Here is a 12426-nt window from a genome sequence, read left to right as displayed (position 1 = left end):
GATCAGCTTGCCCTGGGAGCCGCCGGCGGCGGTCGACCCAGAGGTGAGCCATGAAGACGACAATCGTCCACCCGGCCGCGCATGCCGACGCGGCCATGCTCTTCCCCATTGCCCACAGCCTTGTCCCCTGTCTGGCCGACGAGCGGACCGCCGACATCGTCGAAGGGCTGAACTGCCGCGCGCCCGAGGAAGCGGCCCGTCTGATCGCGGGGCTGCCGCAGGACCGCGCCGTCGAGGTGCTCGACCATACCGGCCTTGAGCACGGGGCCGAGATCCTGCTGGCCCTGCCGGAGGAGCGGGTCGCCCCTCTGCTGGCCGGCATGTCCGCCGACCGCGCCGCCGACCTTCTTGGCGCGTTGGAGGAAGACCAGCGCGACAGCCTGCTGGCCTGCCTCGACCCCGCCATCCGCACGGATCTGGAACGGCTGCTGGCCTATCCCGATGACAGCGCCGGCGCCATGATGACGACGGAGTTCGTCTCCGTCCCCGCGAGCTGGAGCGTGGCCCGCACCCTGCAGCATATCCGGCAGGTGGAGCGCACGCGGGAAACCGTCTATGCCGTCTATGTGCTGGACCCCGCCACCCAGGGGCTGATGCGGGCGGTGTCGCTGCGCGGCCTGGTCTCCGCCGATCCCGATGCCAATGTGCTGGACGCGGCGCCACCGCGGCGCCCGGTCACCATCCGGGCCACGGCACCGCGGGATGAGGCGGTGCGGCTTATTTCCAAATACGATCTGCTGGCCGTGCCGGTGGTCGATGCCCGTGAGCAGGTGATCGGCATCGTCACCGTCGATGACGTCATCGACACCATGGTCCAGCGCCAGACCGAGCAGGTGCAGCGCTTCGGCGGCATGGACGCGCTGGACGAACCCTATATGGGCATCCCGTTCTGGCAGATGGTGCGCAAACGCGCCGGCTGGCTCTGCGCCCTGTTCCTCTCGGAGATGCTGACGGCCAGCGCCATGCAGGGCTTCGAGGGCGAGCTTGAAAAGGCCGTCGTCCTGACCCTGTTCATTCCGCTGATCATGAGTTCCGGCGGCAACTCCGGCTCCCAGGCCACCTCGCTGCTGATCCGTGCCCTGGCCCTCGGGCAGGTCCAGGTCCGGGACTGGTGGCGGGTGGCCCTGCGCGAACTGCCGGCCGGCATCACCCTGGGCGCCATTCTGGGACTGGTGGGCATGACCCGGATTCTGCTGTGGCAGGAAACCGGCCTGTACAATTACGGCGATCACTGGCTGCTGGTGGCGGCGACGGTCGGCGCCACGCTGGTGGGCATCGTCACCTTCGGCTCCATGGTCGGGGCCATGCTGCCCTTCCTGCTGCGGCGGATCGGCTTCGATCCGGCCACGGCATCGGCCCCCTTCGTGGCGACGCTGGTCGATGTCACCGGGCTGGTCATCTATTTCAGCATCGCCCTGGTCATCCTGCGGGGAACGCTGCTGTAACCCGGCTGCGGGCGGTGCGGCGCACCGCCCGCAGCCAAGTCCCTTACCGCTTTGGCCGCAGTGCCGTGATCGTCTGGGTCCCGTCCAGGGTGAACTCCACCGGCTGGCCGGTGGCGATGGCGGTCAGGTCCACGGCGGCGGCCACCTTGAAATCCATGACCATGGCCGGCCAGCCCAGGGCGGGGATGGGGGCATGGTCGAGCGTCACCAGCCGCTTGGCCGCATCCACCTTGCGGACGGTACCGGTGCCGGTGACCGCCGCCGGCTGCGACGCTCCGGACGGCGCGGCGGTGCCGTGATGGTCGTGCTGGGCCAGACCGGGGCTTGCCGGCAGCAGCAGCGGCAGGGCGAGGAGCAGGGCAAAGCTCTTGCGCATCATACAGTCTCCATTGGTTCATGAGGGGGAACAGGGAAGGCGGCTCCGGCCCGGCGCCGCAAGCGGGCACGCTGCCAGAGGAGATACAGGGCCGGGATCACCAGCAGCGTCAGCAGCGTGGCCGTGACCATGCCGCCGACCATCGGGGCCGCGATGCGCCGCATCACCTCCGCCCCCGTCCCGCCGCCCAGCATGATCGGCAGCAGGCCGGCGAAGATGGTGACCACGGTCATGGCCTTGGGACGCAGCCGCAGCAGTGCCCCCTCGACGATGGCGGCGCGCAGATCGTCCACGGTCATGGCCCGCCCGGCCGCCGCGGCCAGGGCGGCATGGCGCTTCAGCGCCAGCGTCAGATAGACCAGCATGATGACCGCCGTCTCCACCGCCACGCCGGCGAGCGCGATGAAGCCCACGCCCACGGCCACCGACAGGTGGAAATCCAGGCCCCAGAGCAGCCAGACGCCACCCGCCAGCGCCACCGGCAGGGATGCCAGCACCATCAGCACCTCTACGCCCTCGCGCAGGGTCAGCCATAGCATCAGGGCGATCAGGGCCACGGTCAGCGGCACGATGGCGGTCATGCGCGCCTCGACCCGGGCCAGGGATTCGAACTGTCCCGTCCAGGCCAGGGCATAGCCCGGCGGCAGGCTGACCGCGTCGGCCACCCGCTGCTTGGCCTCCCTGACATAGCCGCCCAGGTCGCGGCCGGCGATGTCGACGAAGACCCAGGCCGTGGGCCGGGCATTCTCGCTGCGCAACATGGCCGGTCCGTCGCTGACGCGCACCCGCGCCACGTCGCCCAGGGTGATATGCACCCCGGACGGGGTGACGAGAGGCAGGGCCGCCAAGGCGTCCGGGCTGTCGCGCCAGGGCTGGGGATAGCGCAGATTGACGGGGAAGCGCCGCGTGCCTTCCACGGTCTGGGTCACGGCCTCGCCGCCGACGGCCGTGCGCACCACCTGCTGGATCTGGGCAACGCTGAGCCCGTAGCGGGCCGCCGCCATCCGGTCCACGTCGGCATCGATGTAGCGCCCGCCGGCCGGGCGTTCGGCATAGGCGGAGGTGGTGCCCGGCACGGATTTCAGCGCCGTCTCCACCGCCGTCGCCAGCCGCTCCAACCTGTCCAGGTCGGGGCCGGAGATCTTGATGCCCACCGGGGTCTTCACGCCGGTGGCCAGCATGTCCAGCCGGTTCTTGATCGGCATGGTCCAGCTGTTGGGCATGCCCGGCACCCGCACCAGCCGGTCCAGTTCGGCCCGGATATCCTCGATGGTCAGGCCGGGGCGCCACTGGTCGCGCGGTTTCAGCCGCACCGTGGTCTCGATCATCGACACCGGGGCCGGATCGGTGGCCGACTCGGCGCGCCCGGCCTTGCCATGCACGCTGTCGACCTCCGGCACCGTCTTGATCAGCCGGTCGGTCAGTTGCAGCAGCTCGCCCGCCTTGGCGATGGAGACATCGGGCAGCAGGCTGGGCATGTAGAGCAGGTCGCCCTCGTCCAGGGTCGGCATGAACTCGCTGCCGATGCGCGACAGCGGATAGGCCATGCTGGCCACCAGGACCAGGGCCCCGAGAATGGTCAGCCAGGGTGCCTGCAACGCCGCGGCCAGCAATGGCCGATAGGCCCGGATCAGGATCGTGTTCACCGGATTGCGCGCCTCGGCCCGGATATGGCCGCGCACGAACCAGCCCATCAGCACCGGCACCAGCGTCACCGACAGGATGGCCGATGCGGCCATGGCATAGGTCTTGGTGAAGGCCAGGGGCTTGAACAGCCGCCCTTCCTGCGCCTCCAGCGCGAAGACCGGCAGGAAGCTGAGCGTGATGATGATCAGCGAGGCGAACAGGGCCGGCCCCACCTCGGCGGCCGTTTCCGCCACCAGCCGCCAGCGGTTTTCCGCCGTCAGCGCTTCGTCCTCGATGCGGCGGTGCAGGCTTTCCACCATGACGATGGCGGCATCCACCATGGCGCCGATGGCGATGGCGATCCCGCCCAGCGACATGATGTTGGCGTTCACACCCTGCAGATGCATGACGATGAAGGCGGCCAGGATACCCAGGGGCAGCGTCACCACCACGACCAGGGCCGAGCGCAGATGCAGCAAGAAGGCGGCGCAGACCAGAACCACCACCAGCGCCTCTTCGCCCAGCTTGTGCCAGAGCGTCTCCACCGCCCGGTCGATCAGGGCGGAGCGGTCATAGGTGGTCACCACCTCCACCCCATCCGGCAGGCTGCGGCGGAGATCCTGCAGCTTCGCCTCCACCGCCTGGATGGCGGCACGGGCATTGCCGCCCTGGCGCAGGATGATGACGGCTCCCGCCACCTCCCCCTCGCCGTTGAGGTCGGCCACGCCACGGCGGAGTTCGGGTCCTGAGCGGACCGTGGCGACATCGCGCAGCAGCACCGGCGTTCCCCCCGGCCCCAGCGTCAGCGGGATCGCCTCCAGATCGGCGATGGAGCGGATATAGCCGGCGGCCCGGACCATGTATTCCGCTTCCGCCATCTCCAGCACGGAACCGCCGCTGGAGCGGTTGGCGTTGTCGATGGCCTCGCGCACCATGTCCAGCGGCAGGTTCTGCGCCCGCAGCGCGATGGGATCGACCACCACCTGATACTGGCGGACCATGCCGCCGATGGGGGCGACCTCGGCCACGCCGGGAACGGCCTGCAGCTCGAACTTCAGGAACCAGTCCTGCAGCGCCCGCAGGTCCGACAGGTCATGGCGGCCGCTGCGGTCGACCAGGGCATACTGGTAGATCCAGCCGACCCCGGTGGCATCCGGTCCCAGCGCCGGGGTGGCCCCGGCCGGCAGCCGGGGCGTGATCTGGCTGAGATATTCCAGCACCCGCGACCGGGCCCAGTAGAGATCCGTTCCTTCCTCGAACAGCACATAGACGTAGCTGTCGCCGAACATGGAATAGCCGCGGACGGTGGTCGCCCCCGGCACGGCCAGCAGCGCCGTGGACAGGGGATAGGTGATCTGGTCCTCCACCACCTGGGGCGACTGGCCTTCCCAGCTGGTCTTGATGATGACCTGCACGTCGGACAGGTCGGGCAGGGCATCCACGGGGGTGGCACGCACGGCCCAGAGGCCGCCCCCCGCCAGCAGCAGGGCCAGCAGCACGACGATGGCCCGGTTGGCCACCGACCAATGGATCAGGCGGGCGATCATGGACGGTCTCCCGCCGGCTCCACCGCGACGATGCGGTAGGCCCCCTCCGGGGTCTTCTCCAATGCCACCCGCAGCGTGCTCCCCTCCGGCATCCGGGCGGTCACGGCCGGATCGACGGCGAAGCCCATGGTCATCGCCGGCCAGCCGATCGCGGGGATGGGATCATGGCGCAGCGTCACCATGCCGTCGGCCAGCGGCGCCACCACCACGGCCCGGGTCCAGATCGGGCCGGCCGGCGCCGGCTCCGGGGCGGCGGCCGCCAGACGGGCCAGCCCGCCGGACAGGTTGGCCTCGCTGTCCAGCAGGAACTGGGCGGCGGTGACCACGCGGTCCCCCACCCGCAGCCCTTCCGTCACCTCGGTCCTGTCCCCCACTGTCAGGCCGGTGCGGACCGGCACCGGGCGGAAGCGCCCCTGGCCCAGATCCAGCACCACCCGGTCGTCCCGGCCGGTGCGGATCACGGCGTCCGCCGGCACGGTCGGCACCGCGGGGCGGGCGGACGCCGCCAGATGCACGCTGGCGAACATGCCGGGGCGCAGGACCCCGTCGGGATTGTCCAGACGCAGGCGCAGACGCAGGGTCCGCGTCTCCGGCCGGAGATCGGGATAGACATACTCCACCGTCGCCGACCAGCGACGGTCCGGCAGGCCCTTGACCTCCACCTGGGCCGTCAGCCCCGGACGGACGAAGGCCGCCTGCCCCTCCGTCACCTCCGCCGTGACCCAGACGGACGCGGTGTCGGTGAGGGACAGCAGGGTCATGCCCGGCTCCACATACATGCCCTCGGCCGCATCCAGGGCGACGATGGCCCCGGACTGGGGCGCATAGACCTTGACCCGGTCGGGGACGGTGCGGCGGCTGCGGATCTCCTCCACCTGGCGATCATCCACCCCCAGGGCGGCAAGCTTGCGCCGCGCCCCCTCCAGGCCGGGGCCGCCGGGCCGCTCCAGCTCCCGCACATATTCGAAGGCGGCGCTGGCCAGGTTCGGCGAGAAGAACTCGAACAGCACCTCGCCGCGCGCCACGGTCTCGCCGACGCTGCGGCGGTTCAGACGCTCGATCCAGCCCGGCGCCCGCACATGGACATGGGCGGTGCGGCTTTCATCGAAAGCGATGCTGCCGAACGTCTCCAGCACCGGGGCCAGGGCGCCCGACTCGACCGGGACGCTGCGCACGCCCAGCATCTGCACCATGCCCGCGGTCACGGTCACGGTGCCGGGATCGGCCGCCGGTTCCTCCCCGGCATAGACGGGAACCATGTCCATGCCCATGGGCGACTTGCCGGGCGTGGGGCTTTTGAAATCGGGCATCATCGGGTCCCACCAGTACAGGATCGTGCGGCCGGCGGGCGGTTGGGAGGATGCGGACAGGACATGGCGGTCCAGCAGGACGCCGCCGCCGATACCGGCGGACAGGACGGCCAGGACAGCCACAAGGGCCTGGGGCCTCATGCGTGGAAACCTCTGAACGGAGCATGGAGAGAGGGCGACGGAAGCCTGTCCCCGCGGGGGGATCGGCAGCCATCGGCCTACGGACTCGGACGGATGCTCAGAGGGTTCGGGGCGGTGGCAGCGGCGGCGCGTCGGTGCGGGAAGCCAGCTGGGCCTGCGGCAGCGGCCCATAGACCGTGACCGGCTGCGGCGGCAGCAGAACAGGCGGAAGGGCCGGCCCGGTGGCACAGAGGCTGAGACAGACCGCCCCCACCATCATCGGGCAGTGCGGCAGGTCCGCTCCGCCCGTCTTCTGGCTTTCCGTCTTCTGCGCCCCCGCGGCCTGGGCAACGGCATGATGGTCATGGACGCCGACCGACGCCGGCTCCATGGCCGGCATCTCCATGCCGAGATGGCAGGGCGGCAGCGGGGCCGCGGCCCGGGCTGTCCCGGACCCCAGACCGAGAAGGAGCTGGGACAGGACCAGGGCAGCCAGGGCCATGATGACGACCGTCCGCTGCGCGGAGCGGATGCTCCTGCGGTTCCATCGGCTGGGAAGGGACGGTCTGGTCATGATGCCGTCAAGCCTACACGGCGCGCCGCGCCTTGGGAAGCGCATCGGGGCCGGTGGACGTGAACAACTGTGCGGCATGATCCGCCACCGGATGCTATAGAGACACCAGATCTTGTGTTGCCAAGCTGTCGTGGCGACCTATGTGCCGGGCGCGGACGCCAATGAACGGTCCGTGCCGCGCACCGCTTGACTCTGCGCCCCGGCTTCGGCTATTACCGCGGCTCCGCCGGATGCCCCTGTGTCCGGCGTAACCGTTTTCTATGGGTAACGCGACCTCTCCAGCCCCTGCGGCTGATGTCGCCAGCAGCTACAAGGGTGTTCCGATGTCCCGCAAGTGCGCCGTGACCGGCAAGGGTGTGCAGACCGGTAACAACGTCTCTCACGCCAACAACAAGTCCCGCCGGCGCTTCCTGCCGAACCTGCAGGAGACTTCGCTCCTGTCCGACGCGCTGGGCCGCATGGTCCGCCTGCGCCTGTCCACCAACGGCATCCGCACGATCGAGCACAAGGGTGGCCTGGACGCCGCCCTGCTGGACATCGCCGATGCCAAGCTGGACGCCGATGCCCGCAAGGTGAAGAAGCAGATCCAGAAGGCGCTGGCCTCCAAGGCCGCCGCCGCCTGAGGCGCCACGGCGGCCTGAATAGCCGCCGTTTTTCCGCGCTGCTGCCGTACACGGCCCCGCCGACGGTCCCTCGGGACATGGTCTGCGGGGCCGTTGGCGTTTCCCGCCAGGCCTGCGCCAGACCGACAACGTCGGTCACGCGCCGGACCACGGCCCTGCCCCGGACCTGATGCTCCATGTCCCTGTCCCCCGCCGCCCTGATCGAAGCCCTCCATGCCGTTCCGCCGGAACTGCTGCTGCTGCTGCAGGCGCTGATCTGTTTCGGTGCCATCCTGCTGATGGCCCGGCTGTTCGGGGAGCCGGGGCTGTATCTCTATATCCTGATCGCCGTCATCGGTGCCAATGTGGAGGTGCTGAAGGCGGTGCAGTTCGGCTTCTACGACCATCCCGTGGCCATGGGCACGGTGCTGTTCGGCTCCACATATCTGGCCACCGACATCCTGACCGAGCATTACGGGCGTCAGGCGGCCCGGCGGGCCGTGTTCCTGAGCTTCGCCGGCTATCTGCTGTTCACCGGGCTGATGCTGCTGACCCTGGGGTTCCGGCCGATGACGGCGGCGCAGGCCGGGACGGACATGCAGTGGGCCCTGCCCATGCAGGAGCATATCGCCGCCCTGTTCACGCCGGCGCCGGCCCTGTTCGCCGCCGGCATGACCTCGTACCTGATCAGCCAGCTGTTCGACGTCTGGGTCTATCAGCGCATCCGCGGCATCACCGGCCAGAAGCATCTCTGGCTGCGCAACAATGGCAGCACCATGCTGTCGTCCTTCGTCGACAATTGCCTGTTCTCGGTGCTGGCCTGGGTGGTGTTCGCGCCGGAGCCGGTGGGCTGGGACGCGCTGCTGCACACCTACATCCTGGGCACCTATCTGCTGCGCGTGGCCCTGAGCCTGCTGGACACCCCCTTCATGTATCTGTCCCGCCGGGCCCTGGCCCCGCATCTGCCGGACCGGGCGGCAGCCTGATCCCTCGTCCCGGTGGTCGTGACCGATCATCGGGCTTCCGTCGGCGCCACCGCCATCCGGCACGCTGGACAAGCCCGCCGCTTTCGCCCATATCGGCGCGTCCCCCGTTCGGTTTGAGTGTCCCGCCATGTCCCGTTATCCCGGCTTCGCCTTCGACATCCTGCATCGCGACCCCGCCAGCAAGGCGCGGATCGGGCGACTGACCACGCCGCATGGAACCATCGAGACGCCGAACTTCATCTTCTGCGGCACCAAGGCCACGGTGAAGGCGGTGACGCCGGCGCAGCTCCGCGAGGAGCAGACGGACATCATCCTGTCCAACACCTATCACCTGATGATCCAACCCGGCGCCGACACGGTGGCGGCCATGGGGGGCCTGCACAAGTTCATGCGCTGGGACGGGCCGATGCTGACGGACAGCGGCGGCTACCAGATCTTCGCCATGGGCCATGGCAGCGTGGCGGACGAGGTCAAGGGACGGCGCAGCAACACCCGCGAGAAGACCCTGCTGAAGATCAATGAGCAGGGCGCCAAGTTCCGCAGCTACACCGATGGCCGCATGATCCTGCTGACGCCGGAAATGTCGGTGGACATCCAGCGCAAGCTGGGGGCCGACCTGATCGTGCAGTTGGACGAATGCACGCCCTTCCATGTGGACCGCACCTACACCGCACGCTCCATGCGCATGAGTCACCGCTGGGGTGACCGCTCGCTGGCCGAGTTCGAGCGTGGCGGCGGCCTGTCCGCCAACGGCCTGCCCCAGGCCATGTACGGCATCGTCCAGGGCGGCGTGTACCCGGATCTGCGCAAGGAAAGCGCCGACTACACCAAGGACCGCCCCTTCTTCGCCACCGCCGTCGGCGGCTGCCTGGGCTCCACCCGCGAGCAGATGCATGAGGTGGTGGCCATGGCCATGGCCCATGTGCATCCCGACCGGCCGGTGCATCTGCTGGGCATCGGCGGCATCGTCGATATCTTCAACGGCGTCGCCCTGGGCATCGACACCTTCGACTGCGTCAGCCCCACCCGCATCGCCCGTCATGGCTGGGCCCTGGTGCCGGGGGTCAAGGGCGAGCGGCTGAACATGCGCAACGGCCGCTTCCGCCAGGACCCCGAGCCCATCGATTCCGCCTGCGGCTGCTATGCCTGCCGCCACTTCAGCCGCGCCTATATCCACCACCTGCTGAAGGCGGAGGAGATGCTGGCGCTGCAATTGCTGTCGCTGCACAACATCCACACCATGAACCGGTTGATGCGCGACATCCGGGCCGCCATCCGGACCGATACCCTGGCCGAGACACGGGCTCGCTGGGTCCATGAACAGCAGGAGCCTGCCCCGGCGCCGGACGCCTGACCGCAGCACCCGCTCGGCCTTGTGCGGAACGCGGCCGGGGGGTGCGCATCCGGATAGGTGTGGATTTCGTTAAAAAGCGTTATATCTTTGGGGTAAGTATCGCCCGCTTGGCGAAGGACTACCCTGATTGATGTCCAACAGCGCGATTTCCCCGTCGTCCGGCCTGACAGTGGTGGTCGACGAACATCTGCGCTGGTTGTCACGCTGGCACCGGGCAGTGTTCTTTCCGACGGAAAGCGGGCTGGAGGGGCCGGACAGCGCCCCCATGCCACTGGCCTTTGCCTTCTGGGTCCGGCAGGTCAAGGACAGCGATCTCACCGACCAGCCGGCCGTCGACAGGCTGGTTTCACTGCATGAGCAGTTGCACCGCATGGCCCGTCTGGTGCTGATGCGGGTGGCCGAGGGCGCGCCGTGCAGCTATGCCGCCTATGAATCGGTCGTGGAAAAGTTCGAGGAATTCATCCAGCAGTGCCGCCGCTTCGAAAAGGCGTTCAGCATGGCCGGCAGCGGCATCGATCCGCTGACCGGCCTGCGCAACCGCACCGGCCTGCATGAGGAACTGGAGCGGGAACTGAACCGCTTCAGGCGCATGGGCAAGCCCTTCTGCGTGGCCATCTGTGACCTGGATCGCTTCAAAGCCGTCAACGATACCTATGGCCATGACAGCGGCGACCGCGTGCTGGTGGCCGTGTCGGGTGTCATCAGCCAGGGCATCCGCAATTTCGACGAAGCCTTCCGCATGGGCGGCGAGGAAATCCTGATCCTGTTGAAGGATGCCAATCTGACGGAAGGCCGCCAGGTGCTGGAGCGCCTGCGCACCGACATCGCCGCCCTGCCGATTCATCTGGCCGACGGCAGGACCCTGCATGTCACCGGCAGCTTCGGCTTGGCCGAAGCCCGGCTTGACCTGTCCTTGACGCAGTTGCTGGACCGGTGCGACCAAGCGCTTTACGACGCCAAACGACAGGGGCGCAACCGCGTCGTCAGCCACGTTCCCAGCCCGGCCTGACCCGGCAGATCAATCCCGACGCATGATCTGCCGGATAGCATCCGCCAGCAGGGCATAGGGATCACCGCCCTGCGCACCGGCCCGATCCTGGGCCAGCTTCTGCACCCTCTCCGCCAGGACGCGCTCGTTCATCGCGCGCCCGGCCAGGGCTCGGGGTGACGACGGCTTGGGCGACGCCGCATGACGCGACCCGCCCTTGCCATCAGTCCCCGACATAGGCGGTCCCCTGTCCGGTGTTCTGGACCCGCGAGCGGCCCTCATGCCGCGCGATATGCACGGACCCCACCCCCGAGGCCAGCACGACGGGGTCATGGGCCAGACCATCGAAGCGGAACTCACCGGCGCCGGTGACCGCCACCTGCAGCGACGAGGCCTCCCCCTCGCTGATCGACACGCTGCCGGCGCCGGCGAAATCGGTCTTCACCGGACCGTCGACCCGGTCGATGCTGACGTCGGCGTGGCCGGGAATTGCCAGGGTCAGGCCATCCTCGACCCGGCCGATCTGCACGTCGGAATGGCCGTTGACGGTCAGGCTGGCCACACCGGTCCGCTCGACCGACAGGTCCGCTGCCCCATGGCTGGCGAAGTCAAGCCGGCCTTCGACACGGCCGATGCTGATGCTGCCGGCTTCCCGCACGACGATCGCGGCGGACCCGACCCGCTCCGCCGTGATGTCGCCGCGACGGAGATCCGCCTTCAGCGCCCCTTCCGACCGGCCGGAGATGGTGAGATCACCGGCCACATTGGCCAGGACCAGATCCGCCTGGGTCGGCAGGGTCAGGCGGATGGTGACGGGCGCGTCGGCATTGGTGCCGATCAGCGTCAGCGCCCCGTCCTGGACGCTGGTGCGCAGCCGGGCGCCGCCGCCCTCCACCTCCAGCCGGACCTTGTCGGCCCGGCGGGACATATCCACCGTGATATCGGCGGTCAGATCGACCAGACTCACCCCACGGGGGGCATCGAAACTGGCGCTGAACGTTCCCCCGACATCGGCCAGCGCCGCTGAGTCCATCGATCCGCCCGCCCGGGATGCCTCCCGTACCCGTTCGGCAGCAGCCCGCCCCTGCTCCGCCGCCCGGCGGATGGCCTCGACATCCAGGCTGCGCATGGCCTCACGCACGGCACTGCGGATACCCTCTGCATCGACCTGCACCTGCGGCGCGCGTGGCGCCGCCGGCGGGGCCGGAGGCGCGGGCGGAACCATCCCATCCCCTACGGCAAAGGTGAACCGGGGACCATGGGTGTCCGTCGGGCGGTCGGAAAACAGCCCCCAGCTCATGGCAGCCAGCGTGACGACGATGGCCGCAATCCCCCCGGCCGGGATGCCAGGCTGGAGGCGGGGGCGGTTGGACAGGGAGGCATCCATGGTTCGGGTCCTGCGCATGGGCGATCTCATCGACTTGGACTATGGAACGAAGGACACCGGCTGTCCTTCGCCGTTGCACGAGCGTTACACTTTTCACCGGCCCGTTACGCG

11 protein-coding genes are annotated in these 12426 nt (G+C 69.1%); 5 read left to right on the top strand and 6 right to left on the bottom strand.

Features of this window, described 5'->3' with window-relative positions; genetic code table 11:
• The first annotated feature begins 50 nt into the window (after positions 1–50).
• Positions 51–1445, top strand: a complete 1395-nt coding sequence (mgtE, locus tag DK368_RS17185) for a magnesium transporter (RefSeq protein ID WP_240002545.1) — start codon at positions 51–53, stop codon at positions 1443–1445.
• A 43-nt stretch (positions 1446–1488) separates the two neighbouring features.
• Here the strand turns inward: mgtE and DK368_RS17180 are convergent, their stop codons facing one another.
• From DK368_RS17180 to DK368_RS17165, 4 genes are all read right to left on the bottom strand, one after another.
• On the bottom strand, positions 1489–1824 hold the full coding sequence (locus tag DK368_RS17180; protein ID WP_205028272.1) for a copper-binding protein: 336 nt from the start codon (positions 1822–1824) through the stop codon (positions 1489–1491).
• Complete coding sequence (locus tag DK368_RS17175; RefSeq protein ID WP_114395205.1) at positions 1821–4994, bottom strand: efflux RND transporter permease subunit; 3174 nt, start codon at positions 4992–4994, stop codon at positions 1821–1823. The genes DK368_RS17180 and DK368_RS17175 overlap by 4 nt, the downstream gene beginning before the upstream one ends.
• Positions 4991–6445 carry an efflux RND transporter periplasmic adaptor subunit gene (locus DK368_RS17170; RefSeq protein ID WP_162306078.1) on the bottom strand — a complete coding sequence of 485 codons (1455 nt, stop codon included), beginning with the start codon at positions 6443–6445 and terminating at the stop codon, positions 4991–4993. Before DK368_RS17170 ends, DK368_RS17175 begins: the two co-directional genes overlap by 4 nt.
• Before the next feature lie 97 nt (positions 6446–6542).
• The gene (locus DK368_RS17165; RefSeq protein ID WP_114395203.1) at positions 6543–6926 is read right to left on the bottom strand and encodes a hypothetical protein; all 384 of its coding nucleotides are present in this window, start codon (positions 6924–6926) and stop codon (positions 6543–6545) included.
• A gap of 395 nt (positions 6927–7321) precedes the next feature.
• Here DK368_RS17165 and rpmB point away from each other — a divergent pair, with 395 nt between their 5' ends.
• The 4 genes from rpmB to DK368_RS17145 all read left to right on the top strand — a co-directional run bounded on the left by rpmB (position 7322) and on the right by DK368_RS17145 (position 10949).
• Entirely contained in the window at positions 7322–7621 is a 300-nt protein-coding gene (gene rpmB / locus DK368_RS17160; protein ID WP_114395202.1) for a 50S ribosomal protein L28, read from the top strand.
• 176 nt (positions 7622–7797) lie between these two features.
• A complete protein-coding gene (locus DK368_RS17155; RefSeq protein WP_114395201.1) occupies positions 7798–8586 on the top strand; it encodes a queuosine precursor transporter in 789 nt (262 codons plus the stop codon).
• Positions 8587–8713: 127 nt separating this feature from the next.
• Positions 8714–9940: a tRNA guanosine(34) transglycosylase Tgt gene (gene tgt / locus DK368_RS17150; protein WP_114395200.1), complete on the top strand. Its 1227-nt coding sequence runs from the start codon at positions 8714–8716 to the stop codon at positions 9938–9940.
• Between the two features lie 130 nt (positions 9941–10070).
• A complete protein-coding gene (locus tag DK368_RS17145; protein WP_114395199.1) occupies positions 10071–10949 on the top strand; it encodes a diguanylate cyclase in 879 nt (292 codons plus the stop codon).
• Positions 10950–10958: 9 nt separating this feature from the next.
• Here the strand turns inward: DK368_RS17145 and DK368_RS21470 are convergent, their stop codons facing one another.
• Together DK368_RS21470 and DK368_RS17140 are read right to left on the bottom strand one after the other, a co-directional pair.
• Positions 10959–11165, bottom strand: a complete 207-nt coding sequence (locus tag DK368_RS21470; RefSeq protein ID WP_155524612.1) for a hypothetical protein — start codon at positions 11163–11165, stop codon at positions 10959–10961.
• Positions 11152–12333, bottom strand: a complete 1182-nt coding sequence (locus DK368_RS17140; RefSeq protein ID WP_155524611.1) for a hypothetical protein — start codon at positions 12331–12333, stop codon at positions 11152–11154. Before DK368_RS17140 ends, DK368_RS21470 begins: the two co-directional genes overlap by 14 nt.
• Between the last annotated feature and the right edge of the window lie 93 nt (positions 12334–12426).

Origin of the sequence: Oleisolibacter albus, assembly GCF_003336875.1 — a bacterium.
GTDB lineage: Bacteria > Pseudomonadota > Alphaproteobacteria > Azospirillales > Azospirillaceae > Niveispirillum > Niveispirillum album.
The sequence above is the reverse complement of the archived record's forward strand: the minus strand, read 5'-3'. Positions and strand labels throughout refer to the sequence as shown.

What these genes read in the sequence shown, in the direction of transcription:
- mgtE (WP_240002545.1), top strand. Translation starts at nt 51, where the DNA reads ATGAAGACGACAATCGTCCACCCGGCCGCGCATGCCGACGCGGCCATG.
- DK368_RS17180 (WP_205028272.1), bottom strand. Translation starts at nt 1,824, where the DNA reads ATGATGCGCAAGAGCTTTGCCCTGCTCCTCGCCCTGCCGCTGCTGCTG.
- DK368_RS17175 (WP_114395205.1), bottom strand. Translation starts at nt 4,994, where the DNA reads ATGATCGCCCGCCTGATCCATTGGTCGGTGGCCAACCGGGCCATCGTC.
- DK368_RS17170 (WP_162306078.1), bottom strand. Translation starts at nt 6,445, where the DNA reads ATGAGGCCCCAGGCCCTTGTGGCTGTCCTGGCCGTCCTGTCCGCCGGT.
- DK368_RS17165 (WP_114395203.1), bottom strand. Translation starts at nt 6,926, where the DNA reads ATGGCCCTGGCTGCCCTGGTCCTGTCCCAGCTCCTTCTCGGTCTGGGG.
- rpmB (WP_114395202.1), top strand. Translation starts at nt 7,322, where the DNA reads ATGTCCCGCAAGTGCGCCGTGACCGGCAAGGGTGTGCAGACCGGTAAC.
- DK368_RS17155 (WP_114395201.1), top strand. Translation starts at nt 7,798, where the DNA reads ATGTCCCTGTCCCCCGCCGCCCTGATCGAAGCCCTCCATGCCGTTCCG.
- tgt (WP_114395200.1), top strand. Translation starts at nt 8,714, where the DNA reads ATGTCCCGTTATCCCGGCTTCGCCTTCGACATCCTGCATCGCGACCCC.
- DK368_RS17145 (WP_114395199.1), top strand. Translation starts at nt 10,071, where the DNA reads ATGTCCAACAGCGCGATTTCCCCGTCGTCCGGCCTGACAGTGGTGGTC.
- DK368_RS21470 (WP_155524612.1), bottom strand. Translation starts at nt 11,165, where the DNA reads ATGTCGGGGACTGATGGCAAGGGCGGGTCGCGTCATGCGGCGTCGCCC.
- DK368_RS17140 (WP_155524611.1), bottom strand. Translation starts at nt 12,333, where the DNA reads ATGCGCAGGACCCGAACCATGGATGCCTCCCTGTCCAACCGCCCCCGC.